The sequence below is a fragment of the Arthrobacter sp. T2-23 genome, assembly GCF_055398325.1.
This window is the reverse complement of sequence record NZ_AP027917.1, coordinates 738236-764556: the sequence shown is the minus strand read 5'-3', so window position 1 is coordinate 764556 and position 26321 is coordinate 738236. Positions and strand designations below refer to the sequence as shown.

19 protein-coding genes and 2 rRNA genes are annotated in these 26321 nt (G+C 66.4%); 16 read left to right on the top strand and 5 right to left on the bottom strand.

What is annotated here, in order from left to right:
- Positions 1 to 23: 23 nt before the first annotated feature.
- A complete protein-coding gene (locus tag ACZ5Z0_RS03510) occupies positions 24 to 989 on the bottom strand; it encodes a quinone oxidoreductase family protein (RefSeq protein WP_464109901.1) in 966 nt (321 codons plus the stop codon).
- Between the two features lie 141 nt (positions 990 to 1130).
- Complete coding sequence (locus ACZ5Z0_RS03505) at positions 1131 to 2234, bottom strand: fatty acid desaturase family protein (RefSeq protein WP_464110702.1); 1104 nt, start codon at positions 2232 to 2234, stop codon at positions 1131 to 1133.
- Between the two features lie 185 nt (positions 2235 to 2419).
- Here ACZ5Z0_RS03505 and argC point away from each other — a divergent pair, with 185 nt between their 5' ends.
- From argC to ACZ5Z0_RS03455, 10 genes are all read left to right on the top strand, one after another.
- Positions 2420 to 3451 carry an N-acetyl-gamma-glutamyl-phosphate reductase gene (gene argC / locus ACZ5Z0_RS03500; protein ID WP_464109900.1) on the top strand — a complete coding sequence of 344 codons (1032 nt, stop codon included), beginning with the start codon at positions 2420 to 2422 and terminating at the stop codon, positions 3449 to 3451.
- Positions 3448 to 4614, top strand: coding sequence for a bifunctional glutamate N-acetyltransferase/amino-acid acetyltransferase ArgJ (gene argJ / locus ACZ5Z0_RS03495; protein WP_464109899.1), 1167 nt, complete (start codon positions 3448 to 3450; stop codon positions 4612 to 4614). Before argC ends, argJ begins: the two co-directional genes overlap by 4 nt.
- A 38-nt stretch (positions 4615 to 4652) precedes the next feature.
- Positions 4653 to 5582 carry an acetylglutamate kinase gene (argB, locus tag ACZ5Z0_RS03490; protein ID WP_464109898.1) on the top strand — a complete coding sequence of 310 codons (930 nt, stop codon included), beginning with the start codon at positions 4653 to 4655 and terminating at the stop codon, positions 5580 to 5582.
- Positions 5579 to 6838 (top strand): acetylornithine transaminase, encoded by a 1260-nt coding sequence (locus ACZ5Z0_RS03485; RefSeq protein ID WP_464109897.1) that lies wholly within the window; start codon positions 5579 to 5581, stop codon positions 6836 to 6838. Before argB ends, ACZ5Z0_RS03485 begins: the two co-directional genes overlap by 4 nt.
- A complete protein-coding gene (gene argF / locus ACZ5Z0_RS03480; RefSeq protein WP_464109896.1) occupies positions 6835 to 7866 on the top strand; it encodes an ornithine carbamoyltransferase in 1032 nt (343 codons plus the stop codon). The genes ACZ5Z0_RS03485 and argF overlap by 4 nt, the downstream gene beginning before the upstream one ends.
- Positions 7866 to 8396 (top strand): arginine repressor, encoded by a 531-nt coding sequence (locus tag ACZ5Z0_RS03475; protein ID WP_138769703.1) that lies wholly within the window; start codon positions 7866 to 7868, stop codon positions 8394 to 8396. The genes argF and ACZ5Z0_RS03475 overlap by 1 nt, the downstream gene beginning before the upstream one ends.
- A 57-nt stretch (positions 8397 to 8453) precedes the next feature.
- Complete coding sequence (locus ACZ5Z0_RS03470) at positions 8454 to 9659, top strand: argininosuccinate synthase (protein WP_138769702.1); 1206 nt, start codon at positions 8454 to 8456, stop codon at positions 9657 to 9659.
- Between the two features lie 5 nt (positions 9660 to 9664).
- Positions 9665 to 11092 (top strand): argininosuccinate lyase, encoded by a 1428-nt coding sequence (gene argH, locus ACZ5Z0_RS03465; RefSeq protein ID WP_138769701.1) that lies wholly within the window; start codon positions 9665 to 9667, stop codon positions 11090 to 11092.
- A 150-nt stretch (positions 11093 to 11242) separates the two neighbouring features.
- Positions 11243 to 11764, top strand: coding sequence for a pyridoxine/pyridoxamine 5'-phosphate oxidase (locus ACZ5Z0_RS03460; RefSeq protein WP_464109895.1), 522 nt, complete (start codon positions 11243 to 11245; stop codon positions 11762 to 11764).
- 76 nt (positions 11765 to 11840) lie between these two features.
- Complete coding sequence (locus tag ACZ5Z0_RS03455; RefSeq protein WP_464109894.1) at positions 11841 to 12581, top strand: maleylpyruvate isomerase family mycothiol-dependent enzyme; 741 nt, start codon at positions 11841 to 11843, stop codon at positions 12579 to 12581.
- A 25-nt stretch (positions 12582 to 12606) separates the two neighbouring features.
- Here ACZ5Z0_RS03455 and ACZ5Z0_RS03450 read toward each other — a convergent pair whose 3' ends face one another.
- Positions 12607 to 13122 (bottom strand): methylated-DNA--[protein]-cysteine S-methyltransferase, encoded by a 516-nt coding sequence (locus ACZ5Z0_RS03450; RefSeq protein WP_464109893.1) that lies wholly within the window; start codon positions 13120 to 13122, stop codon positions 12607 to 12609.
- On the bottom strand, positions 13119 to 14705 hold the full coding sequence (locus ACZ5Z0_RS03445; RefSeq protein WP_464109892.1) for a DNA-3-methyladenine glycosylase 2 family protein: 1587 nt from the start codon (positions 14703 to 14705) through the stop codon (positions 13119 to 13121). Before ACZ5Z0_RS03445 ends, ACZ5Z0_RS03450 begins: the two co-directional genes overlap by 4 nt.
- Positions 14706 to 14809: 104 nt before the next feature.
- Here ACZ5Z0_RS03445 and ACZ5Z0_RS03440 point away from each other — a divergent pair, with 104 nt between their 5' ends.
- The gene (locus ACZ5Z0_RS03440) at positions 14810 to 15451 is read left to right on the top strand and encodes a DNA-3-methyladenine glycosylase (RefSeq protein WP_464109891.1); all 642 of its coding nucleotides are present in this window, start codon (positions 14810 to 14812) and stop codon (positions 15449 to 15451) included.
- On the opposite strand, the gene ACZ5Z0_RS03435 is transcribed toward ACZ5Z0_RS03440, so the two are convergent.
- Positions 15421 to 16038: a GNAT family N-acetyltransferase gene (locus tag ACZ5Z0_RS03435; protein WP_464109890.1), complete on the bottom strand. Its 618-nt coding sequence runs from the start codon at positions 16036 to 16038 to the stop codon at positions 15421 to 15423. The genes ACZ5Z0_RS03440 and ACZ5Z0_RS03435 overlap by 31 nt on opposite strands.
- Before the next feature lie 204 nt (positions 16039 to 16242).
- Between ACZ5Z0_RS03435 and ACZ5Z0_RS03430 the strand changes: the two genes are divergently transcribed.
- The 5 genes from ACZ5Z0_RS03430 (at position 16243) to ACZ5Z0_RS03410 (ending at position 26283) form a co-directional block, all read left to right on the top strand.
- Complete coding sequence (locus ACZ5Z0_RS03430) at positions 16243 to 16764, top strand: adenine phosphoribosyltransferase (protein WP_464110701.1); 522 nt, start codon at positions 16243 to 16245, stop codon at positions 16762 to 16764.
- A gap of 195 nt (positions 16765 to 16959) precedes the next feature.
- The gene (locus ACZ5Z0_RS03425) at positions 16960 to 19209 is read left to right on the top strand and encodes a HelD family protein (RefSeq protein ID WP_464109889.1); all 2250 of its coding nucleotides are present in this window, start codon (positions 16960 to 16962) and stop codon (positions 19207 to 19209) included.
- Positions 19210 to 19308: 99 nt separating this feature from the next.
- Complete coding sequence (gene tyrS, locus ACZ5Z0_RS03420; RefSeq protein WP_464109888.1) at positions 19309 to 20622, top strand: tyrosine--tRNA ligase; 1314 nt, start codon at positions 19309 to 19311, stop codon at positions 20620 to 20622.
- Between the two features lie 519 nt (positions 20623 to 21141).
- Positions 21142 to 22666 (top strand): 16S ribosomal RNA (locus tag ACZ5Z0_RS03415).
- Between the two features lie 483 nt (positions 22667 to 23149).
- Positions 23150 to 26283, top strand: a 23S ribosomal RNA gene (locus ACZ5Z0_RS03410).
- Together the 16S and 23S rRNA genes form the textbook arrangement of a ribosomal RNA operon.
- Positions 26284 to 26321: the final 38 nt, after the last annotated feature.

The window sequence follows — 26321 nt, the reverse complement described above, 5'->3', positions numbered from 1 at the left end:
TTCGGCGTCGCTCCCGTGCGGGATCAAGGGACCAGGATGACCTTGCCGGTGGTGCGCCGCTGCTCCAGGTCGGTGTGGGCCGTGGCGGCGTCGGCGAGGTCGTAGCGGGCGCCGATCCGGACCTTGAGGCTGCCGTCCGCCACGGCGGCGAAGAGCTCGTCGGAGCGCCAGCGGCGTTCCTGTGCGTCCCGGAGGAAGTGCGTGATCGTCGGCCGGGTCAAGTACAGCGAGCCCCCGGCGTTCAACCGCTGCGGGTCGAACGGCGGCACCGGACCCGAGGCCGCGCCGAAGAGCACCAGCGTGCCGCGGATCCGGAGGGCAGCCAGCGATCCGTCGAAGGTGTCCTTCCCGACGCCGTCGTACACCACGTGCGCGCCGGCGCCGCCGGTCAGTCCGCGGACCTTGGGGGCGAAGCCCTCGTAACGCAGCACGTGGTCGGCGCCGGCTTCGCGGGCCAGCGCTTCCTTCTCGTCGGTGGAGACCGTGGTGATGACGTTCGCGCCCCGGGCCTTGAGCAGCTGGATCAGGAGCAGGCCGACTCCGCCGGCGCCGGCGTGCAGCAGCACCGTGTGGCCCGCCTGCACCTTGAAGGAGGAGTTGATCAGGTAGTGCGCGGTGATGCCCTGCAGGGGGAGCGCGGCAGCGGTGAAGTCGTCGACGCCGCGCGGCACCGGCAGCGCCTTGTCCGCGTCCACGAGGGCGTACCCGGCGTAGCAGTTGACGCCCTCGGCCGTCGCCACCCGGTCACCGGCAAAGAAGCCGGTCACGCCGTCGCCGGTTTCCTCCACGGTTCCGGAGGCCTCGGAACCCGGGGTGAAAGGATACTGCACCTTGTAGACGCCGCTGCGCTTGTAGGTGTCGATGAAGTTCACGCCCACGGCGGCGACCTTGATCAGCAGCTGGCCGGGGCCCGGAACGGGACGGTCGACTTCTGCCAGTTCGAGGACTTCGGGTCCGCCGGACTGCCGGGCCACAATTGCGTGCGTCATGTGTCTCCTTCTGAAGTGCAGCGCTGCGATTCATCAGCGCACCGAATTATCAGCGCTCCGGGGGAGAAGGGTTTCTCGGCCCGGATCCTGAGACCATCCTAGGGACAGGGCAGCGCCGGGCGAACCATGCCCGGCAGGAGGCTAGTAACGGCGGGTAACGGTGGCCATCGGGCATTCGAAGTGACGGCCCGCCGCGAGGCCGACGTCGTTGAGGTAGCGCACGATGATGCCATAGGACTGAAGCAGCGTGGTTTCGGTATACGGGACCTGGTGCTTGGCGCAGAACTCGCGGACGATCACTGCCGCCTTATCCAGCTGCGGGCGCGCCATGTCCGGGAAGAGGTGGTGCTCGGCCTGGCGGTTGAGGCCACCGAGCAGGATGTCCATAAAGCGGCCGCCGGAGATGTTTCGCGAGGTCAGGACCTGGCGGCTGAAGAAGTCCACCCGGCTGTCCGCGGGCAGCACCGGCATGCCCTTGTGGTTCGGTGCGAAGGAGGCGCCCATGTAGAAGCCGAAGACGGCGAGTTGCACACCGATGAAGGCAAACGCCATGCCCAAGGGCAGGAACGTGAAGGCGAGGACTGGCAGCACGCTCAGGCGGGCCACGAGAATGGGGATCTCCACCCAGCGGTGCGTGACCTTGGCGCGCTGGAAGATGAACCTGACCGAATCGATCTGCAGGCCCAGGCCGACCAGGAACAGCAGCGGGAAGAAGAACCAGCCCTGCTTGCGGGTCAGGAAGGAGAACCGCCCCTGCCGGGTAGCGGCGGCTTCCGGGAAGAAGGCGATCGCGCCGGTGGCGATGTCCGGGTCCTTGGAGATGACGTTGGGGTGGTTGTGGTGCGCGCCGTGCTTTTGCTCCCACCAGGAGTAGCTGATGCCGGCCACGGAGGTGGCGAGCAGCCGCGCGGCCCAGTCGTTGGCGCGGCGTGAGGCGAAGATCTGCCGGTGCCCGGCCTCGTGGGCCAGGAAGCTCAGCTGGGTGCAGAGGATGCCCAGGGCGGCGGCGATCAGGAGCTGGAACCAGCTGTCACCGATCAGGGCGAACCCGAACCAGGTGGCGGTCATCAGCAGGGCCAAAACGGAAAACACCGTGAGGTAGAACCCGGTGCGGCGTTCCAGCAGGCCTTCGGCCTTGACGCGCTTCAGCAGCTCGGAATAGCTCAGGACGACGGTGTTCGGTTGCCGGACCCGCGGTTGCGGGCGCGCCGGTTTTTCGGCGGAAAGTGTGGTGGTGGGGGTCATGGAACGCATGCCTCGTAACTGTTACGGGCAACGCTGCAGCTGACATTTGCAGCGGCACGGTCTGGATCACCCTCTACCCAGCATACGCGGGCGGTTGGCGCAGTGAGGGCCGGGGGCGCAGGGCGCGGTCAACCGCATGCATAAATATCGGGTTCTATGCATAGTCTTGCTGTATACTCGGGGCTATGACTATTTCTGTTGCCGTCTCCGGTGCAAGCGGCTACGCCGGCGGCGAGGTCCTGAGGCTCCTGGCCGGCCATCCCGACGTCACCATCGGCGCCATCACCGCCCACAGCAACGCCGGTTCCAGACTAGGGGAATTGCAGCCGCATCTCCATGGTCTGGCGGACCGGATCCTCGAGGACACAACCGTGGAGAACCTCGCCGGACACGACGTCGTGTTCCTCGCGCTGCCGCACGGCGCGTCCGCGGCGATCGCAGCGCAGCTGCCGGAAGGTACCGTGGTGATCGACGCCGGCGCGGACCACCGGCTGGAGGACCCGGCGGCGTGGGAGACGTTCTACGGCTCGCCGCACGCCGGTACCTGGCCCTACGGCCTGCCCGAACTTCCGGGCCAGCGTGAGGCTCTCCGCGGCGCCAAGCGGATCGCCGTGCCCGGCTGCTACCCGACGTCGGCACTGCTGGCCCTCACCCCGGGCTTCAGCAACCACCTGCTCCAGGCCGACGACGTCGTGATCGTTTCCGCGTCCGGCACCTCCGGGGCCGGCAAAGCCGCGAAGGTGAACCTGATCGGCGCCGAGGTGATGGGCTCGATGAGCCCCTACGGCGTCGGCGGCGGGCACCGGCACACCCCGGAGATCGAGCAGGGCCTCTCCAAGGCACTGAATGCCCCGGTCACCGTCTCTTTCACGCCCACCCTGGCCCCGATGAGCCGCGGCATCCTCACGACCGCCACGGCGAAGGTACGCCCGGGCGTGACTGCCGAGGAACTGCGCCGCGCGTGGGCCGAGGCCTACGACGAGGAGCCGTTCGTCCATCTGCTGCCGGAAGGCCAGTGGCCCTCCACCAAGTCCGTACAGGGCTCCAACCACGCCGTGATGCAGCTGGCCCTCGACGCCCGCGCCGGCCGCGTGATCGTCACCTGCGCCATCGACAACCTCACCAAGGGGACCGCCGGCGGCGCCGTGCAGTCCATGAACATTGCCCTCGGCCTGGCGGAAACCGCCGGCCTCGAACTGCAGGGAGTCGCACCGTGAGCATCACCGCCCCCCAGGGATTCCGCGCCGCCGGCGTCAAGGCCGGCCTCAAGGCCTCCGGAAACCCGGACCTGGCCCTTGTGGTCAACGACGGCCCCAACAAGGCCGCCGCCGCCGTCTTCACCTCCAACCGGGTGGCCGCAGCTCCCGTGCACTGGTCCCGCGAGGTCATCAAGGACGGCCGCGTGGACGCCGTCATCCTCAATTCCGGCGGCGCCAACGCCTGCACCGGTCCGCAGGGCTTCCAAAACACCCACACCACCGCGGAAAAGACCGCCGAGGCCCTTGGCGCTTCCGCGACGGACATTTTCGTCTGCTCCACCGGCCTGATCGGCGAGCAGCTTCCGATGGACAAGCTGGTCCCGGCCATCAGCGTCGCGGCCGGGGAGCTGAGCGCCGACGGCGGCCCGGCAGCTGCCACCGCGATCATGACCACCGACTCGGTCTCCAAGCAGGCGCTCTTCACCGGCACCGATGCCGAGGGCAGGGAGTTCACCATCGGCGGCATGGCCAAGGGCGCAGGCATGCTCGCCCCGGGTCTGGCCACCATGCTCGTCGTCCTCACCACGGACGCGGACGTGCAGCCCGAACTGCTCGACGTTGCGCTCCGCGACGCCACCCGCGTCACCTTTGACCGGGCCGACTCGGACGGTTGCATGTCCACCAACGACACCGTGGTGCTGCTTGCCTCGGGCGCCTCGGGCGCCGCCCCGTCCGCGGCCGACTTCGGCAAGGGCCTCACCCAGGTCTGCGCCGACCTGGCCCGCAAGCTGATCGGCGACGCCGAGGGCGCCAGCCATGACATTGCCATCCGCACCTTCAACGCCGCCAGCGAAAAGGACGCCGAAGTGGTCGGCCGTGCCGTGGCCCGCTCCAACCTCTTCAAGACGGCGATCTTCGGCAAGGACCCGAACTGGGGCCGGGTGCTCTCCGCCGTCGGCACCACCGACGCGGCCTTCGAACCGGACCAGCTCAATGTGTCAATGAACGGCGTGCAGATCTGCCGCAACGGCAGCATAGGCGACGACCGCAACCTCGTGGACCTGGAACCGCGCGAAGTCCTCGTCGAGATCGACTTGCAGGCCGGGGCCGCCGAGGCGACGATCTGGACCAACGACCTCACGCACGACTACGTCCACGAAAACAGCGCCTACTCCAGCTAATCCGCCCGAAGGGACAAACAACAGCAGGGACGAACAGCATGAACACGCAGACCCGCGAAACCACCTCCATGGCAGATGCCCGGGGCAAGGCCGGCACCCTGATCGAGGCGCTGCCCTGGATCCAGCGCTTCGCCGGAACCACCATGGTGATCAAGTACGGCGGCAACGCCATGGTCAACGACGAGCTCCGCCGCGCCTTCGCCGAGGACGTCGTCTTCCTGCACCACGTGGGCATCCACCCTGTCGTGGTGCACGGCGGCGGCCCGCAGATCAACGCCATGCTCAGCCGGCTCGGCATCGAATCCGAGTTCAAGGGCGGCCTGCGCGTCACCACGCCCGAAGCCATGGACGTGGTCCGCATGGTCCTCACCGGCCAGGTGGGCCGCGAACTGGTAGGCCTGATCAACTCGCACGGCCCCTACGCCGTCGGCATGTCCGGCGAGGACGGCGGCCTGCTGCGCGCGGTCCGGACCGGCACCGTGGTCGACGGCGAAGAGGTGGACCTGGGCCTCGTCGGCGAAGTCGTCGGCGTGAACCCCGAAGGCATCCTGGACATCATCGCGGCCGGCCGGATCCCGGTGATCTCGACCGTCGCGCCGGAAATCCACGACGACGGCTCCACCACCGGCCAAGTGCTCAACGTCAACGCGGACACCGCCGCCGCCGCCGTCGCGTCCGCCCTGGGCGCCTCCAAACTGGTTATCCTCACCGACGTCGAAGGCCTCTACGCCAACTGGCCGGACCGCTCCTCGCTGATCTCCTCCCTGACGGCCTCGGAGCTGCGCGAGATGCTGCCCCGGCTGGAGTCGGGCATGATCCCGAAGATGGCGGCCTGCCTGAAAGCCATCGACGACGGCGTTGAACGCGCGCACATCGTGGACGGGCGCCTGCCGCACTCGATGCTGCTGGAAACCTTCACGACCGCCGGCATCGGCACACAGGTCGTCCCCGACGAGGAAAACAAATGAACCAAATTGAAGCGTCACCCGAACTAACCGAAATCGTCGAGCCGCACGGCCACGCCAGTGGCGCGCAGTGGCTGTCCCGCTATTCCTCGGCGCTGCTCGGCGTGTTCGGCACCCCGCAGCGCGTCCTGGTGCGCGGCGCCGGCTGCCTCGTCTGGGACGCCGACGGCCAGGAGTACCTGGACCTGCTCGGCGGGATCGCTGTGAACGCGCTCGGCCACGCACACCCGTTCGTCACCTCCGTGATCTCCAGCCAGCTCGCCACCCTGGGCCACGTCTCCAACTTCTTCACCAGCCCCACGCAGGTGGCCCTGGCCGAGAAGCTGCTGGAGATCAGCAACGCGCCGGCCGGGTCCAGGGTGTTCTTCGCCAACTCCGGCACCGAGGCCGTCGAGGCGGCGTTCAAGCTGGCCCGGCGGAACGCCGGCTCGCTGGACGCGCCCCGCACCAAAATCATCGCCCTCGAGGGCGCCTTCCATGGCCGCACCATGGGCGCCCTGGCACTGACCTCCAAGGAGGCCTACCGGGCACCGTTCGCGCCGCTGCCCGGCGGCGTCGTGCACGTGCCGTTCGGCGACATCGAGGCGCTGCGCGCCGCGATCGACGACACCACCGCCGCCGTTTTCCTCGAACCGATCCAGGGCGAAGCGGGCGTCCGCCCGCTGCCCGCCGGCTACCTGCAGGCGGCCCGCGAGGCCACTACCGCGGCCGGAGCGCTGCTGATCCTGGACGAGGTCCAGACCGGCATCGGACGTACCGGCAAGTGGTTGGCCAGCGAGGACGCCGGGATCGTCCCCGACGCGGTGACCCTTGCCAAGGGCCTCGGCGGCGGGTTCCCGATCGGCGCACTGCTCACCTTTGGCCCGGAGGTGTCCGCCCTGCTGTCCGCCGGCCAGCACGGGACGACCTTTGGCGGAAACCCGGTGGCCACCGCGGCGGCACTGGCCACCCTGCACGTGCTGGAAAGCCAGCAGGTGCTGGCCCACGTCCGGAAGGTGGGGGAGCACCTGCGCTCCGGCCTCGCCGCGATCGACGGCGTCACCGAGGTGCGCGGCGAAGGACTGCTGATCGGTTTCGACCTCGACGCCGACGTCGCCCCCGCCGTCGTCACCGCGGGACTCGACGCCGGGTTTATCGTCAACAGCCCCGGACCGCGCACCATCCGGCTCGCGCCGCCGCTGATCCTTTCCAAGGAGCAGGCCGACCGCTTCCTCGCCGCGCTGCCCGCCCTCCTCCAGACCGCAAAGGACGCCCAGTGACTGCACCTGTGACCACCCGCCACTTCCTCAAGGACACGGACCTCACCCCGGCAGAGCAGGCCGAGGTCCTGAACCTCGCCGTCCGGATGAAGGCCGCGCCGTACAGCGTCCAGCCCTTCGCCGCGGAGGGCAGCGGACGCAAGACCGTGGCCGTGATCTTCGACAAAACATCCACCCGCACCCGCGTCTCCTTCGCCACCGGCATCGCGGACATGGGCGGCAACGCGCTCATCATCAACCCGGGCGAGGCCCAGATCGGCCACAAGGAGTCGGTCGAGGACACCGCCAAGGTCCTCGAGCGCATGGTCTCCACCATCGTGTGGCGGACCGGCGCGCACGCCGGCCTCGTCGCGATGGCGGAAAACTCCCGAGTTCCGGTCATCAACGCCCTCTGCGACGACTACCACCCCTGCCAGCTTCTGGCCGACCTGCTGACCGTCAAAGAGCACAAGGGCGAGCTGGCGGGCCTGACCATGAGCTACCTCGGCGACGCGGCCAACAACATGGCCAACTCCTACCTGCTGGCCGGCGTCACCGCCGGCATGCACGTGCGCATCGCCGGCCCGGAGGGCTACCTGCCCGCCGCCGAGATCGTCGCCGCCGCCGAGGAGCGCGCCGCCCAGACCGGCGGCTCGGTGCTCGTCACGGTCGACGCCGCCGAGGCGCTCCGGGGTGCCGACGTCGTAGCCACCGACACCTGGGTGTCGATGGGCCAGGAGGACGAGAAGGAAGCGCGGCTGCAGCTGTTCCGCAACTACTCCGTCGACGAGGCCGCGATGAAGCTCGCCGCTTCCGACGCCGTCGTGCTGCACTGCCTGCCCGCCTACCGCGGCTACGAAATTGCCGCCGGCGTGATCGACGGCCCGCAGTCCGTGGTCTGGGACGAGGCCGAGAACCGGCTCCATGCCCAGAAGGCCCTGATGGCGTGGCTCATGCACCGCTCCGGCCTGGCCGTTGTTGACGGGCTCGCGCCGGTGGACGGGCTCGCGCCGGTGGACGGGCTCGCGCCGGTGGACGGGCTGGACTGATGTCCGTCCAGCCCGCCGCCCAGGGGGCCAGTCCGGCCACCAAAACGGCCCGGCAGGCACGGATCACCGCGATCCTCACCGGCGAGTCCGTCCGCTCCCAGGCGGAGCTCGCGGCGCTGCTCGCGGACGACGGCGTCCAGGTCACCCAGGCGACGCTGTCCCGCGACCTCGTGGAGCTCGGCGCCGTCCGGGTCCGCGGCAAGGATGGCGTGCTCGTCTACGCCGTGCCGGGGGAGGGCGGCGAACGCGGCGCCAAGAGCGGGGTGACCCAGGAAATCCTCGACGCCCGCCTCGCGCGGCTCTGCGGCGAACTGCTCGTCACGGCCGAGGCGTCCGCGAACCTCGTGGTGCTCCGGACCCCGCCGGGTGCCGCGAACTTCCTGGCCCTCGCGATCGACCACTCGGTGATGCCCTCGATCCTCGGCACCATCGCCGGGGACGACACCGTGCTGCTGGTCACCCGCGACCCAGCCGGTGGCGCCGCCGTCGCCGCCCGCTTCCTGCAGCTGGCCGAAGAGGCCGGCCAATGAACTTACTGACAACTTCCAACAGACAACCAAGAACCCAACAACTAAGGAGCATTTGAAGTGACTGAGCGTATTGTGCTGGCCTACTCCGGTGGCCTGGATACTTCCGTAGCCATCGGCTGGATCGGAGAAGCAACCGGCGCCGAGGTCATTGCCGTGGCGGTCGACGTCGGACAGGGCGGCGAGTCGCTGGAGACCATCCGCCAGCGTGCCCTCGGCTGCGGCGCCGTCGAGGCCTACGTGGCCGACGCGTCGGATGAGTTCGCCAATGAATACTGCATGCCCACGCTGCAGGCCAACGCCCTCTACCAGGGCCACTACCCCCTGGTCTCCGCCATCTCCCGCCCGGTGATCGTCAAGCACCTGGTCAAGGCCGCCCGCGAATTCGGCGCCACCACCGTGGCGCACGGCTGCACCGGCAAGGGCAACGACCAGGTCCGCTTCGAGGTCGGCATCCAGACCCTGGGCCCGGACCTGAAGTGCATCGCCCCGGTCCGCGACCTCGCCCTGACCCGCGACAAGGCCATTGCCTTCGCCGAGGAAAAGGGATTGCCGATCGAGACCACCAAGAAGAACCCGTACTCGATCGACCAGAACGTCTGGGGCCGCGCCGTCGAAACCGGCTACCTCGAGGACATCTGGAATGCCCCCACCAAGGACATCTACGACTACACCGCCACCCCGGAATTCCCGCCGGCCCCGGATGAAGTCACCATCTCCTTCGAAGCCGGCATCCCGGTCGCGATCGACGGCGTCAAGGTCACCCCGCTGCAGGCCATCAAGGAACTCAACCGCCGCGCCGGCGCCCAGGGCGTCGGCCGGATCGACGTCGTCGAGGACCGCCTCGTCGGCATCAAGTCCCGCGAAATCTACGAGGCCCCCGGTGCGATGGCGCTGATCACCGCGCACAAGCACCTCGAGGACATCACGATCGAGCGCGAGCAGGCCCGCTTCAAGGCGACCGTCGGCCAGCGCTGGGCCGAACTGGTCTACGACGGCCAGTGGTTCTCCCCGCTCAAGCGCTCCCTGGACGCCTTCATCATGGACACGCAGCGCTACGTCTCCGGTGACATCCGCATGGTCCTGCACGGCGGCCAGGCGATCGTTAACGGACGCCGCTCGGAGACCTCGCTCTACGACTTCGATCTCGCCACCTACGACACCGGCGACACCTTCGACCAGTCGATGGCCCGAGGCTTCATCGAGCTGTGGGGCATGTCCGCCAAGGTTGCCTCCGGCCGCGACATCCGCGTCGCGGGGAAGTAGTCTCTGTGGCTGAGCAAAAATCGGAGGCGACCAACACGGGTGCGCTGTGGGGCGGCCGGTTCGCCGGCGGCCCCGCGGACGCCCTCGCCGCGCTGAGCAAGTCCACGCACTTTGACTGGCGGCTGGCCCGCTACGACATCGCCGGGTCCAAGGCGCACGCCCGCGTGCTGCACACGTCCGGCCTGCTGGACGACGCCGAACTGGCGGGCATGCTCGACGCCCTGGACCGGCTGGACGCGGACGTGGCATCGGGGGCGTACACCCCGGCCGAGTCGGACGAGGACGTGCACGGCTCGCTGGAGCGCGGCCTGATCGAGCGCGCCGGCACCCAGCTCGGCGGCAAGCTCCGCGCCGGCCGGTCGCGCAACGACCAGGTTGCCACCCTGGGCCGGATGTTCCTGCGCGACCATGCCCGGATCATCGCCCGCGGCGTGCTTGCCACGATCGACGCCCTGATCGGCCAGGCCAAGGCCCACCAGGGCGTGGCCATGCCGGGCCGCACCCACCTGCAGCACGCCCAGCCGGTCCTGCTCAGCCACCACCTGCTGGCCCACGCCTGGGCGCTGCTGCGCGATGTGCAGCGGCTGGCGGACTGGGACAAGCGGGCGGCGGTGTCCCCCTACGGCTCCGGTGCCCTCGCCGGATCCTCGCTCGGCCTGGACCCGGAGGCCGTCGCGGCGGACCTGGGCTTCAACTCGGCCACGCACAACTCGATCGACGGCACCGCCTCCCGCGATGTCTTCGCCGAGTTCGCCTGGGTCTCGGCCATGATCGGCGTGGACCTGTCCCGGGTTTCCGAGGAAGTGATCCTGTGGGCCACCAAGGAGTTCTCCTTCGTGACCCTGCACGATTCCTACTCCACCGGCTCCTCGATCATGCCGCAGAAGAAGAACCCGGACGTGGCCGAGCTGGCCCGCGGCAAGGCCGGCCGGCTGATCGGCGACCTCACCGGTCTGCTCGCCACCCTCAAGGGCCTGCCGCTCGCGTACAACCGCGACCTGCAGGAGGACAAGGAACCGGTCTTCGACGCCGCCGACACCCTGGAGCTGTTGCTTCCGGCCGTGTCCGGCATGATCGCGACGCTGAAGTTCAACACCGAGCGGATGGAATCGCTGGCACCCCAGGGCTTTGCCCTGGCCACGGACATCGCCGAATGGCTGGTCCGCCAGGGCGTGCCGTTCCGTGAGGCGCACGAGCTCTCCGGCGCCGCCGTGAAGCAGGCGGAAAGCCGCGACGTCGAACTCTGGGACCTGACGGATGAGGAATACGCTGCCATCTCGGAGCACCTGACGCCGGAGGTCCGCACGGTCCTGTCCACCGAGGGCTCGCTCAACAGCCGGAACTCGCAGGGCGGCACCGCGCCGGCCGCCGTCGAACGCCAGCTGCTGGCGCTCGAGGCGGAGCTCGACGCCGTGCGCGGGTACGCCGGGTAGGACTTCGACACCGCGAGACGGGGCCTGCCCACGCCCGCAGGGTCCCCTGACCGAGCTTGCGAGGTTAGGGGGCGGGTGGGGACCCTTCGCGGCAATGTTTTTCGTAAACACTGCCGCGAAGGGTCATCTCGCGGCGCTTAGGCTGGGTGCATGAGCGAATCGTTCCGCCAGTTCCTGCGTGCCCTGCCCGATTTCCCGGACGTTCTCCCGGACTTTGACCCGGAGGCGGCGCCCGAGGACCCCGCGGAACTGTTCCGGCAGTGGCTCGCCGAAGCGCTGGCCGCCGGGGTCCCGCAGCCCAACGCCGGCAGTCTCGCCACGGCCGATGAACACGGCCGGCCGTCCTCGCGGATGCTGATCCTCAAGGACATTGACGCTGACGGCTGGCATTTCGCCACCTCCCGTGAGTCCCGCAAGGGCCGGGAGCTGAGCGCCAACCCGAACGCCGCGTTGAACTTCTTCTGGCAGCAGCAGGGCCGGCAGGTCCGCGTGGCCGGGGAGGTCGTGGAGCTCTCCGCGGCGGCGTCCGCGGCTGACTGGCGCGCCCGGCCCGGCGCCGACGGGAGCGAGAACTCAGCCTGGCAGCTTTACGCGCTGCGTCCGAGGGAGCTCGAATTCTGGCAGGCACGGCACGACCGCCGGCACATCCGGCACCGCTACGGGCCGCAATAAGCGGAGCTCCCGGCGTCCGCGGCGCGGGGCTCCGGTTAATCTCGATTAATCAAACGGCTCGGTTAGGATGGGCGCCATGACTTCCATTACCCCAGAAAATCTACTGGCAGAACTCCGCCGCGCCGCCGACGTCGTGACCGGAATCGCCGCCAGCCTGGACGACGCCGCGGTGGCCGCGCCGTCGGAACTGCCCGGCTGGACCCGCGGGCACGTCCTGGCCCACGTGACCGGGATCGCCAACGCCATGGGCCGCCAGGTGGAGTACTCCACGCACGGGGAACGCATCGAGCTCTACGACGGCGGCTTCGAAGGCCGCAACCGCGCCATCGAGCTGGCCGCCGGCCATAGCGCCGAGCAGCACCGCGCCGCCGTGGGGGCAGCCATCGACCGCGCCCTGGCCGCCTTCGGCTACCTCGACGAGGAAGGCTGGCAGGCGCCGATCACCTTCCGCGACGGCGTGGTGTTCGACGGCGGCCTGGCACTCTGGCGCGAACTCACCATCCACGCCACCGACCTCGGCACGGGCCGGGGCCCGGAGACCTGGAGCCGGCCGTTCTGCGAGCACCTCTTCGAATTCCTCGCCGCCCGGGTGCCCGGAGGGGAGAGATTCGTGCTGCAGCCGCTCGGCCTGCCGTCCGTCGCTCTCGGCGCCGCGGGCGGGCGCTCGACCGTGATCAACGGCATGCTCACCGACATCGCGGCGTGGCTCGCCGGGCGGACGCCCACCCTGGGCAGCCTGCGCGCCACGGCCGCAGCCGACGGCGTTGAGCTGCCGGCGCTGCTGCCCTGGCCCGCGGGTGTCCCCGTGACCAAGTAGGCCCGCTCGAAGCAGGCGTGCTTGATTAGGCCTGCGCGGCCAGGGCCAGCTGCCGTTCGCGGTCCAGCAGGCTCGCCTTAATCGTCAGTCCCCAGCGGAAGCCGCCCAGGCTCCCGTCGGTCCGGATCACCCGGTGGCACGGCACAAACAAAGCGGCCGCATTGAAGGCGCAGGCACTTGCCGCCGCCCGGACAGCCCTGGCGTTGCCCGACAGTTCCGCGTACTCGGTGTAGGTCACCGGATGTCCCGCGGCAACAGTCCGCAGCATGTCCCATGCGTGGCTGCGGAACGGCCCGGATTTCTGCAGCACCGGGACCTCCATGGCGGCCCCGGGGTTGCCGGCGTAGAACTCCTCGACGGCAGCCGAGATCCCGCCCAGCTCCGCGACCGGTTCGTAGCCGCCCGGCAGCAGCTCCGCGTGGATCTGGCCGGTGAGTTCGCCGGGCACCGCGGTCCAGCCGGAGGCCAGGACGGCGCCGTCGCGGGCGATGATGGTGAACGGGCCGTCGGGTGTGTCCATGGTCAATAACTGGGCGTTCATTGCGTTACTTTCTTCGGGGCAGGTGTGCTGGTCCGGGCTGATGTGGTGCGGACCGGCCTGGTCCGGTCTCTGGACTGGGCCGCGGCAGCCGCGCGCCACAGGTGCATGGTGGCGTACGAGCGCCAGGGGCTGAGCTCCCGAAAATCGGGGGAGAGCGAATCAGGAGAGGGAGAATCCGGAGGTATCGAATCCGGCGACGGCGAATCCTGCGCGGCCGCCTCGGCCAGTGAACGGATGCCGTTGCGGACCGCGGCGTCGTTGGCCAGGAACACGTCCGGCGCGCCGATCACCCGCATCGCGAGATATCCCACCGTCCACGGTCCGACGCCGGGCAGCGGCAGGAGCTTGGCCTGCAGCCCGGCCAGGTCGTCGCCGTAGCCGAAATCCAGCTCGCCGGCGGCCATCGCCGCGGCGGCGCCGCGGATGGAATCGATCCTGCGCTGCGGTCCGCGGAGCAACTGGAATCCGGTGTCCGCGATTTCGGCCGGCGTCGGGAAGATCCGGTGCAGTCCGTCCGCGGGAACCAGGCTTCCGCTGCCGCACTCGGAGAGTTGGACCAGGGCCGTCCTGGCTGCCGCCACGGTGATCTGTTGGCCGACCATGGCTCGGATCAACAGCTCCTGAGGATCCACGGCGCCGGGCATCCGCATCCCCGGCGCAGCTGCGACGCTGGCCGCCAGGCGGGGATCGGGCCCCAGCGCCCCATCGATGGCGACGGGGTCAGCGTCGAGGTCCAAGAGACGGCGGACCCGGCTCAGCAGCGAGGCCAGGTCCCGTAGGTCCACGGCGCCAATGCTGAGCCTGATCGGGCGTCCCGGAGCATCGGCGCAGTACTCCACCCGGAAACGGGCATCCCCGTGGGCCAGCCGAAGCGTCCGGGCGTAGGAGGTTGACGTGCCTTCCTCAATGCCGGGGATGGCACGGACGGCCAGGAACTCGAAGACGCCGTGATCGAACGGTTCCCGGTAGGGCAGATTCAGCATCAGGGCCGTGGAGGACACCGCTGCCCGGCCCGGGGCGTGCTGGTGCCGGGCCGTGGCCCGCAGCTCCGAGGGGGTCATGGCAAAGACCTCGGCGATGGTCTCGTTGAACTGGCGCACGCTGCTGAACCCCGAGGCGAAAGCGATGTCGGCGGCCTTCATCGGGGTGGAGACCAAAAGTGTCCGGGCGGTCTGGACGCGGCTGGCCCGTGCCAGGGACAGCGGACCGGCGCCGAGTTCGTGGCTGAGGATCCGGTTGAGCTGGCGCGAGGAGTAGCCCAGCCGGGACGCCAGCCCTTCGACGCCGTCGCGGTTGATCACGCCGTCGTTGATCAGCCGCATGGCCCGGCCCGCAATGTCCGAGCGCACGTTCCACGCCGGCGTGCCCGGCACGGCCTCGGGCAGGCAACGTTTGCAGGCCCGGTAGCCGGCGTCGTGTGCGGCAGCGGACGTTTCATAGAACGTGACGTTGTCCGCCTTGGGTGTCCGGGCGGGGCACGAAGGACGGCAGTAAATGCCAGTGGTCCGGACAGCGGTGTAGAACTGCCCGTCGAAACGGGTGTCCCGGGCGTCGATTGCCCGGTAGCGCTGCCAGAAGTCCATGGCTCCATCCTGCCAGCTTCGAACCAGTCCCTGCTAGCGGAAATCGGACACGGCCGTGGAGGCCTGGCCGCAGCCCGCCGCCGCGGGTTTGTTAAAGTCGGAGGATGGATTCGCGGCTGACCCCTGAGGCCCTGCGCGGGCTGCTGTCCGCCGACGCCCGCACCGTGGCGCCGCTGCTGCTCGGCGCGGTGCTCACGCACGAGAGCCATGGCGGGCCGGTGGCGGTGCGGATCACCGAGGTGGAGGCCTACCTGGGGCCGGAGGACTCGCTCCATCCGGATCCCGGCTCGCACACGTTCCGCGGCCAGACCCGGCGGAACGCCCCGATGTTTGGCCCCGCGGGCCATCTCTACGTGTACTTCACGTATGGAATGCACCACTGCGCCAACATCGTCTGCGGCCCCGAGGGGGTCGCCTCCGCCCTGCTGCTGCGCGCCGGCGAAGTGGTGGCGGGGGAGGAGCTGGCCCTGGTCCGGCGCCCGACGTCGAAATCCCCGAAGGACCTGGCCAGTGGCCCCGCCCGTTTCGCCACCGCTCTGGGACTGACGACGGCGGACAGCGGTCGCGACGCGCTCGGGCCGCCCTTCCGGCTCGAGCTGCCGGACGAACCGGCGTCGGGTATCAGCTCCGGGCCCCGGGTCGGAGTCTCCGGCGCAGGCGGCACCGATGACTACCCCTGGCGCTTTTGGCTCAGCGGGGACCCGACGGTCTCCCGTTACAAGGCCGCGAAAGTCCGAACGTCATAGCCGGCAGGAACTTCAAAGGGAGCCAGCCGGGACCGCAGGCCGTCCCGCACCCGGGGCCACTCGCCGGCCAGGATCGAAAAGACGGCGGTATTCGAGCGCCCGCCGTCCTGAGCGGTCCGGTGCCCGCGCAGGACCCCCTCGAACTGGGCGCCCAGGCGCTCGATCGCGGCGGCGCTGCGCAGGTTCGTGGCGTCGCAGCGGAAGCCGACGCGGTGCACTCCGAGCACCTCGAAGGCGTAACCAAGCAGCATGGTCTTACTCGCCGCGTTGACGTGGCTGCCCCAGAACTGGCGGCCGAAGAACGTGCCGCCGATCTCGATCCGATCTTGCGTGGGGACGTAGTCGCACAGCGAGGTGGTGCCCAGCAGCGCCCCGGTCCGCTGGTCCGCCACGGCGAACGGGAGCACGGACGGGTCCTCCAGCCGCGCACGGAACAAATCGGCCAGCCCCGCCGCGTCGAGCGGCCGGGGCGCGGCCATGCCGGCCCACATCTCCGGATCCACAAAGTCAAAGAGCGCCGACGCGTGCCGCGGCGAGAGCGGTACCGCGCAAACGCCGTGTCCGGACAAGGCAATTTCGTGTTGCATTGCAGTATTGAATCACCGCGGAATGCCCTGGGAAACGGAAAAACGGCGCCCTCAGCATGAACAGTTGGCAACGCCCGGGTGGCCTCAGTGCAGACCGGTCCCCGCCTGCGGTTTGGCGCCACCGCGTAAGGTGGACGGGTGAATCCAAGCCGACGCGAACCCCAAGCCAGTCCAGTAGAACACCGCCAGCAGGCCGCCACCAGCGTGCCGGTGCAGGAGCTGATTGCCAGCCTGTGCGCCACGGTCCCGGATTATCCCAAGCCGGGCATCGTCTTCAAGGACCTGACCCCGGTCTTCGCCGACGGCGCCGCGCTCAAGGCCATGGTGGATGCCCTGGTGGAGCCCTTCCGCGGGCAGTTCGACGCCGTCGCCGGTGTGGAAGCGCGCGGCTTCCTGCTGGCCGCGGCGGCCGCCTACGCCACGGACACCGGCGTCGTCACCGTCCGCAAGGCCGGCAAGCTGCCCCGCGAGGTCGTCTCGGAGGACTACTCGCTGGAGTACGGCACCGCCACCCTGGAACTGCACAGGGCGGACCTGGCCCCGGGCACCCGGGTGCTGATCCTCGACGACGTCCTCGCCACCGGGGGCACCCTGGGCGCCGCCGCACGGCTGTTCGCACGCTGCGGCGTCGAAGTGGCCGGCGTCGGCGTGGTGATGGAGCTTGGCGAACTGAAGGGCCGGGACGCCCTGGACGGACACCGCGTGCACTCCCTGCTCAGCCTCTAACCCGGGCACGCCGGGCGGCGGCGCCCGCCGGCTGGACGGCGGGACCGCTGGCTGGACCCACTGGCTGGACCCTGGCGGCCGCCTCGGTAGAATGCCTGAAAAAGTGCGGCCGGAAGAAAACCGACATATTTCGGGAGAGATCACCGAAATCGCTGTAGAATGGTTGGTCTGTCTTTTTCGATAGGGGAACGCTCGATGCACGACGCTGATTTGGCCCATGAACGCGACTATGTGGCCGGCCTGTACGCCCGGCTGGATGAGCTGCGGGCGGAAAAGCGCGCCCAGCTGGCCCAGGTCCGCCGCGCCGGCGCCGTGGGCACTATGCAGAACGTCTCGGAGCGGGACGCGTTTGCCGCACTCTACGAGGACCGCCTCGCCCAGCTCGACGCCGTCGACGACCGCCTCGTGTTTGGCCGCCTCGACCTGGACTCCGGAGAGGCCCAGTACATCGGGCGCATCGGCCTGACCACCGAGGACCTGCAGCGGCTGATGGTGGACTGGCGCGCCCCCGAGGCCGGCCACTTCTACCAGGCCACAGCCTTCGACCGGCAAGGCGTTCGCCGCCGCCGGCACCTGATCCTGCAGGGCCGCGAGGTCAAGGCCATCGAGGACGACGTGCTCGACGCCGACCTGCTGGCGGACAACGACTCCCTGCAGGGCGAAGGGGCGCTGCTCGCCGCGCTGAATTCCAAGCGCACCGGCCGGATGTCGGACATCGTGGGCACCATCCAGTCCGAGCAGGACCGGATCATCCGCTCCTCCATCTCCGGCGCGCTGGTGGTCCAGGGCGGCCCCGGCACGGGCAAGACCGCCGTGGCCCTGCACCGTGCCGCCTACCTGCTTTACACCCACCGGGACCGGCTCAAGACGGCGGGCGTGCTGCTGGTGGGCCCGTCCTCGTCGTTTATGAACTACATCGAACGGGTGCTGCCGTCCCTGGGTGAGACCGGCGTCGTCATGGCCAGCCTGGGCCGGCTGATGCCCGGCGTCCACGCCGTCGCCGAGGACGACGCCGATGTCGCGGCGATCAAGGGCCGGCTCGACATGGCCGAGGTCGTGGCCAACGCCGTCGCCAACCGGCAGCGGATCCCGGCGGTAAACCGGATCCTCGAGGTTGACGGCCGCAAACTTGTGCTGACCCCCCGGCAGGTGCGCCGTGCCCGGGACAAGGCACGTGCCACCGGGAAGCCGCACAACGAGGCCCGCGTCTCCTTCGTCAAGATCCTGCTGCGCGAATTGACCGAGCAGATGACCGAGCTGGTCGAGGCCGGCAGCATCGGCAACAACGCCGACCGCTCCTACCTCGCCGAGGACGTCCGCTCGGCGCGGGACGTCCGCGTGGCCCTGAACCTGTGCTGGATGCCGATGACCCCGGAACAGCTGGTGGGGGAGCTGCTGAGCAAGCCAGCCATCCTGGAGGCCTGCACCCCGAACCTCAGCCCGGCCGAGCGTGCCCTGCTGCTCCGGCCGGCCGGTTCGCCGTGGACGGAGGCGGACGTGCCGCTGCTGGACGAGGCCGCGGAACTGCTTGGTGAACTGGACCCGGCTGCCGGCCGCGGCCTGGCCCAGCAGGAACACGACCGTGCCCGTGACCTGGCCAACGCCAAGCAGACGCTGGTCAATATGGAAACCGCCGGTGTCGATGTGCTGATCTCGGCCGAGGAACTGGTGGACCAGAACCAGGAACGCGAGGGTCGGCTGACCGCGGCCGAGCGCGCCACCAGCGACCGGACCTGGGCCTTCGGGCACATTGTGGTGGACGAGGCGCAGGAGCTTTCGCCGATGCAGTGGCGGCTGCTGGTGCGCCGCTGCCCGCTGAAGTCCTTCACGATCGTCGGCGACATCGCCCAGACGAGCTCGGTGGCCGGGGCCAAATCCTGGCAGAGCGCCCTGGCCCCGATGTTCGGGGACCGCTGGCAGCTCGAGGAACTCACCGTCAATTACCGCACCCCCGCCCAGATCGCCGAGGCGGCAGCCAGGATGGCCAACGCCGCCGGACTCGTCGTCTCCGCCCCCAAGGCCGTCCGGGACGGCCGCTGGTCGCCGGTGATCGACCGCGTCGAGCCCGGCACGATCGTCGACCGGCTCCTGGAGGTCCTTCCCGAAGAGCTGGACGCGCTCGACGGCGGCCTGCTGGCGGTGATTGCCGACGGCGGACTCCTGCCCGAAGCCACCGCCGCCCTGCGCGGCGCCTACGGCCGCCGCGTCGGCACCGGCGCCGGCAGCTACGAGCAGGACATCGTGGTGATCAGCCCCCGCGAGGCCAAGGGGCTGGAGTTCGACGGCGTTGTGGTGCTGGAACCGTCTGCCATGCTCAACCATGAGCACGGCAAGGTGGGGGATCTGTACGTGGCAATGACCCGCCCCACCCAGCGGCTGCGCCTCATCGCGGCCGCCGGCGTGCCGGCCGGCATCGAAGACGAAGCCCGCGGACCACGGACCTAGCACCCTGGTGTTGCGGCATCGGGCGTGGCGGGAGCTGCTGTTCCGTCACGTGCCGGGGACGGGCCGTCCAGCCCCGGCGTTCCTGCTAACTTAGATTCCGTGTCCCAGCTAAATGATCTTCAGTCCCAGCAGAACGACCCCGGCTTCGCCAACATTTGGCAGGAGCTGAAGTGGCGCGGTCTTGTCCACGTGTCCACGGATGAGGCCGAGCTGGAGAAACTGCTCGCCGGCGACCCCGTGACGTACTACTGCGGCTTCGACCCCACCGCGCCCAGCCTGCACCTCGGAAACCTCGTGCAACTGCTGCTGATGCGCCGGCTCCAGCTGGCCGGGCACAAGCCCCTGGGCCTGGTGGGAGGTTCCACCGGGCTGATCGGAGACCCGCGGCAGACCGCCGAGCGCGTGCTCAACACCCCGGAGACGGTGGCGGAATGGGTCGGCAGGCTACAGGGACAGGTCCAGCGCTTCCTCAGTTTCGACGGCGAGAACGCGGCCCGGATGGTGAACAACCTCGACTGGACCGCGCCGCTGAGCGCCATCGATTTCCTGCGCGGCATCGGGAAGCACTTCCGCGTCGGCACGATGATCAAAAAAGACATTGTGGCCACCCGCCTGAATTCCGACGAGGGTATCAGCTACACCGAGTTCAGCTACCAGATCCTGCAGGGCATGGACTACCTGCAGCTGTTCCGCGACTACGGCTGCGTCCTGCAGACCGGCGGCTCGGACCAGTGGGGCAACCTCACCAGCGGCACGGACCTGATCCGCAAGGTGGAGGGCAAGCACGTCCACGCACTGGGCACGCCGCTGATCACCAACTCGGACGGCACCAAATTCGGTAAGAGCGAGGGCAACGCGATCTGGCTGGACGCCGACATGTGCAGCCCCTACGCCTTCTACCAGTTCTGGCTCAACACTGCCGACGCGGACGTCGCGGCCCGGCTCAAGGTCTTCACCTTCCTCAGCCGGGCCGAGATCGAAGCCCTTGAAACCTCGGTCGCCGAGCGGCCGTTCGCCCGCGAAGGCCAGCGCAAACTCGCGTACGAGGTGACCTCGCTGGTGCACGGCGTGGAGGCGACGGAGAAAGTCATTGCGGCCTCGGCTGCCGTGTTTGGCGGGGGAGACCTGACGGTCCTTGATGCTGCGAGCCTGCAGGCCGCCACGGCGGAGCTGCCCTCTGCCACTGTGGATGGCTCCGGCCTCGGCATCATCGACCTACTGGTGGCCACCGGGCTGTCCGAAAGCAAGTCCGCGGCCCGGCGGACTGTCGGAGAGGGAGGCGCCTACGTGAACAACACCAAGATCTCGGACCCCGACGCCGTCATCGCGCCGGGGGAGCTCCTGCACGGCCGGTTCCTGCTGCTGCGCCGCGGCAAGAAGAACCTGGCGACGGTCGAGGTTTCCGGCGTCTAGCCCGCACCCGCTGCCTGCCGGACCGCCGGCGACCCTTCCCGCACGCTCCTCTCCAGCCGATTTGCACGGCCGGAGAGGAGCGTGTATTGTTTTCTGAGTCGCCGCCGCTGAGTGGTGACAAACCCCCCAACAAGAGAAGCAATTCTTCCGGCGCTCGCCGCGGGAAATCGAAATTGCTTCGAATCTTGCTGGGCGGATTCGCCTCCACGAGGTGAATTCCGGAAGAACTTCCGGGTTTGCAAAGTGGAAATGAATGAAATAAGCTAAATACATCGCAGCGAAGAAAAGCGAGACAAATAAATTCACTAAATGAATTGTTTCGGCAAATATTCGAATGTGTCTGTTGTTTGAGAACTCAATAGTGTGCCAAGTTTGTTGATACCAATTTTTTGTATTGAATTGGTTGATTGTGCCGGATCCGCCACCCCGTGGTGTGGTCTGGTGTTTTTAGCTGGTTTCAAATTTTGTGCAACCGGGTTTCCGCGTTTTCCCGTGGTTCCTGGTTGTGTCTGTTTTACTTCAACGGAGAGTTTGATCCTGGCTCAGGATGAACGCTGGCGGCGTGCTTAACACATGCAAGTCGAACGATGATCCCAGCTTGCTGGGGGATTAGTGGCGAACGGGTGAGTAACACGTGAGTAACCTGCCCTTAACTCTGGGATAAGCCTGGGAAACTGGGTCTAATACCGGATATGACTCCTCATCGCATGGTGGGGGGTGGAAAGCTTTTTTGTGGTTTTGGATGGACTCGCGGCCTATCAGCTTGTTGGTGAGGTAATGGCTCACCAAGGCGACGACGGGTAGCCGGCCTGAGAGGGTGACCGGCCACACTGGGACTGAGACACGGCCCAGACTCCTACGGGAGGCAGCAGTGGGGAATATTGCACAATGGGCGCAAGCCTGATGCAGCGACGCCGCGTGAGGGATGACGGCCTTCGGGTTGTAAACCTCTTTCAGTAGGGAAGAAGCGAAAGTGACGGTACCTGCAGAAGAAGCGCCGGCTAACTACGTGCCAGCAGCCGCGGTAATACGTAGGGCGCAAGCGTTATCCGGAATTATTGGGCGTAAAGAGCTCGTAGGCGGTTTGTCGCGTCTGCCGTGAAAGTCCGGGGCTCAACTCCGGATCTGCGGTGGGTACGGGCAGACTAGAGTGATGTAGGGGAGACTGGAATTCCTGGTGTAGCGGTGAAATGCGCAGATATCAGGAGGAACACCGATGGCGAAGGCAGGTCTCTGGGCATTAACTGACGCTGAGGAGCGAAAGCATGGGGAGCGAACAGGATTAGATACCCTGGTAGTCCATGCCGTAAACGTTGGGCACTAGGTGTGGGGGACATTCCACGTTTTCCGCGCCGTAGCTAACGCATTAAGTGCCCCGCCTGGGGAGTACGGCCGCAAGGCTAAAACTCAAAGGAATTGACGGGGGCCCGCACAAGCGGCGGAGCATGCGGATTAATTCGATGCAACGCGAAGAACCTTACCAAGGCTTGACATGGGCCGGACCGGGCTGGAAACAGTCCTTCCCCTTTGGGGCCGGTTCACAGGTGGTGCATGGTTGTCGTCAGCTCGTGTCGTGAGATGTTGGGTTAAGTCCCGCAACGAGCGCAACCCTCGTTCCATGTTGCCAGCGCGTAATGGCGGGGACTCATGGGAGACTGCCGGGGTCAACTCGGAGGAAGGTGGGGACGACGTCAAATCATCATGCCCCTTATGTCTTGGGCTTCACGCATGCTACAATGGCCGGTACAAAGGGTTGCGATACTGTGAGGTGGAGCTAATCCCAAAAAGCCGGTCTCAGTTCGGATTGGGGTCTGCAACTCGACCCCATGAAGTCGGAGTCGCTAGTAATCGCAGATCAGCAACGCTGCGGTGAATACGTTCCCGGGCCTTGTACACACCGCCCGTCAAGTCACGAAAGTTGGTAACACCCGAAGCCGGTGGCCTAACCCCTTGTGGGAGGGAGCTGTCGAAGGTGGGACTGGCGATTGGGACTAAGTCGTAACAAGGTAGCCGTACCGGAAGGTGCGGCTGGATCACCTCCTTTCTAAGGAGCACCTACAATCACCGTGCCGGGCGTTATGCCTGTGTGTCGGGGTTGTCAGGAGTACGCCCGTTGCGCAGACGTAAGTTCTGCGGCGGGTGCTCACGGGTGGAATATCAACGAATAGGTGCCTGGCGGCACAGGCCGGCAGCAAGTACGGATGGGTCCTTTCGGGGTCCCTGTCCTGGAACGCTCGCCGGAATGAACCGTTGGGTAGTGTTTGGCACACTGTTGGGTCCTGAGACAACAGGACCGGGAGGGTTTTCCTTTCCGGGGCTTGTGTTTCTGGTTTCCTGGCTGCACCGAGCGCGCATGTGATGTGTGTGGGGTGTGTGGTACGGGGTTGTTGTTTGAGAACTACATAGTGGACGCGAGCATCTTTTATAAGAAGCAATTTCCAAGAATATGAACCTGGATCTGTCCTTGCGCCTTTGGGTGTGGGGGTGGTTTCTGTGGTTCTCTCGAAATTACTCCTTGATCTTTTGTGGTCAAGTTTTTAAGAGCACACGGTGGATGCCTTGGCATTAGGAGCCGAAGAAGGACGTAGGAATCTGCGATAAGCCTGGGGGAGTCGATAACCGGACTGTGATCCCAGGGTGTCCGAATGGGGAAACCCCGCCAGACGCGCGAGTGATCTGGTGACCCGCATCTGAACACATAGGGTGCGTGGAGGGAACGCGGGGAAGTGAAACATCTCAGTACCCGCAGGAAGAGAAAACAATAGTGATTCCGTCAGTAGTGGCGAGCGAACGCGGATCAGGCTAAACCGTTCCATGTGTGATAGCCGGCGGGCGTTGCATGGTCGGGGTTGTGGGACTTTCCGTTCTGTCTCTGCCGGGACAGTGGGGTGAGAGCATGTGCATAGGTGAACGGTCTTGAAAGGCCGGCCAGAGAGGGTGTGAGCCCCGTAACCGAAATGTAGTGTGCCGCCTGGGAAGTATCCCAAGTAGCACGGGGCCCGAGAAATCCCGTGCGAATCTGTCAGGACCACCTGATAAGCCTAAATACTCCCTAATGACCGATAGCGGACCAGTACCGTGAGGGAAAGGTGAAAAGTACCCCGGGAGGGGAGTGAAACAGTACCTGAAACCGTGTGCTTACAATCCGTCGGAGCCTCCGCAGCTTGCTGTGTAGGGGTGACGGCGTGCCTTTTGAAGAATGAGCCTGCGAGTTAGTGTTACGTCGCGAGGTTAACCCGTGTGGGGAAGCCGTAGCGAAAGCGAGTCTGAACAGGGCGTTGCAGTGGCGTGATCTAGACCCGAAGCGAAGTGATCTACCCATGGCCAGGTTGAAGCGACGGTAAGACGTCGTGGAGGACCGAACCCACTTCAGTTGAAAATGGAGGGGATGAGCTGTGGGTAGGGGTGAAAGGCCAATCAAACTTCGTGATAGCTGGTTCTCCCCGAAATGCATTTAGGTGCAGCGTTGCGTGTTTCTTACCGGAGGTAGAGCTACTGGATGGCTAATGGGCCCTACAAGGTTACTGACGTCAGCCAAACTCCGAATGCCGGTAAGTGAGAGCGCAGCAGTGAGACTGTGGGGGATAAGCTTCATAGTCGAGAGGGAAACAGCCCAGACCACCAACTAAGGCCCCTAAGCGTGTGCTAAGTGGGAAAGGATGTGGAGTTGCGAAGACAACCAGGAGGTTGGCTTAGAAGCAGCCATCCTTAAAAGAGTGCGTAATAGCTCACTGGTCAAGTGATTCCGCGCCGACAATGTAGCGGGGCTCAAGTACACCGCCGAAGTTGTGGCATTCAGATATTAGCTAAGCCCTTGTGGTTCAGGCGTCTGGATGGGTAGGGGAGCGTCGTGTGGGCAGTGAAGTCGCGGTGGAAACCAGCGGTGGAGCCTACACGAGTGAGAATGCAGGCATGAGTAGCGAAAGACGGGTGAGAAACCCGTCCGCCGAATGATCAAGGGTTCCAGGGTCAAGCTAATCTGCCCTGGGTAAGTCGGGACCTAAGGCGAGGCCGACAGGCGTAGTCGATGGACAACGGGTTGATATTCCCGTACCGGCGAAAAACCGCCCATGCTGAACAGGGGATACTAACCGCCCGAGACCTGCCCGACACCCCTTGTGGGTGAAGGGTTTTGGTGGAGCGCGGGACCTGATCCTGGGAGGCAAGCGTATTAACAGGTGTGACGCAGGAAGGTAGCCGAGCCGGGCGATGGTTGTCCCGGTCTAAGGATGTAGGGCGAACGGTAGGCAAATCCGCCGTTCATGATGCCTGAGACCCGACGGGACCCCCGTATGGGGGGATTCGGTGATCCTATGCTGCCTAGAAAAGCATCGACGCGAGGTTTTAGCCGCCCGTACCCCAAACCGACACAGGTGATCAGGTAGAGAATACTAAGGCGATCGAGAGAATTATGGTTAAGGAACTCGGCAAAATGCCCCCGTAACTTCGGGAGAAGGGGGGCCCCTATCGTGATGGACACTAGCTGTCCGGAGCGTGCAGGGGCCGCAGAGACCAGGGGGAAGCGACTGTTTACTAAAAACACAGGTCCGTGCGAAGTCGCAAGACGATGTATACGGACTGACTCCTGCCCGGTGCTGGAAGGTTAAGAGGACCGGTTAGCCGCAAGGCGAAGCTGAGAATTTAAGCCCCAGTAAACGGCGGTGGTAACTATAACCATCCTAAGGTAGCGAAATTCCTTGTCGGGTAAGTTCCGACCTGCACGAATGGAGTAACGACTTCCCCGCTGTCTCAACCATAAACTCGGCGAAATTGCAGTACGAGTAAAGATGCTCGTTACGCGCAGCAGGACGGAAAGACCCCGAGACCTTTACTATAGTTTGGTATTGGTGTTCGGAGTGGCTTGTGTAGGATAGGTGGGAGACGTTGAAGCCCGGACGCCAGTTCGGGTGGAGTCATCGTTGAAATACCACTCTGGTCACTTTGGACATCTAACTTCGGCCCGTAATCCGGGTCAGGGACAGTGCCTGATGGGTAGTTTAACTGGGGCGGTTGCCTCCTAAAAAGTAACGGAGGCGCCCAAAGGTTCCCTCAGCCTGGTTGGCAATCAGGTGTCGAGTGTAAGTGCACAAGGGAGCTTGACTGTGAGAGAGACATCTCGAGCAGGGACGAAAGTCGGGACTAGTGATCCGGCGGTACATTGTGGAATGGCCGTCGCTCAACGGATAAAAGGTACCTCGGGGATAACAGGCTGATCTTGCCCAAGAGTCCATATCGACGGCATGGTTTGGCACCTCGATGTCGGCTCGTCGCATCCTGGGGCTGGAGTAGGTCCCAAGGGTTGGGCTGTTCGCCCATTAAAGCGGTACGCGAGCTGGGTTTAGAACGTCGTGAGACAGTTCGGTCCCTATCCGCTGCGCGCGCAGGAAATTTGAGAAGGGCTGTCCTTAGTACGAGAGGACCGGGACGGACGAACCTCTGGTGTGTCAGTTGTACTGCCAAGTGCACCGCTGATTAGCTACGTTCGGATGGGATAACCGCTGAAAGCATCTAAGCGGGAAGCTCGCTTCGAGATGAGATTTCCATACACCTTGTGTGTGAGAGGCCCCCAGCCAGACCACTGGGTTGATAGGCCGGATGTGGAAGCGAGGACTAACGACTCGTGAAGCTGACCGGTACTAATAGGCCGATAACTTACACCACACACCCCCTTCCGTGAACGGATTCAAAAGACGTTCACA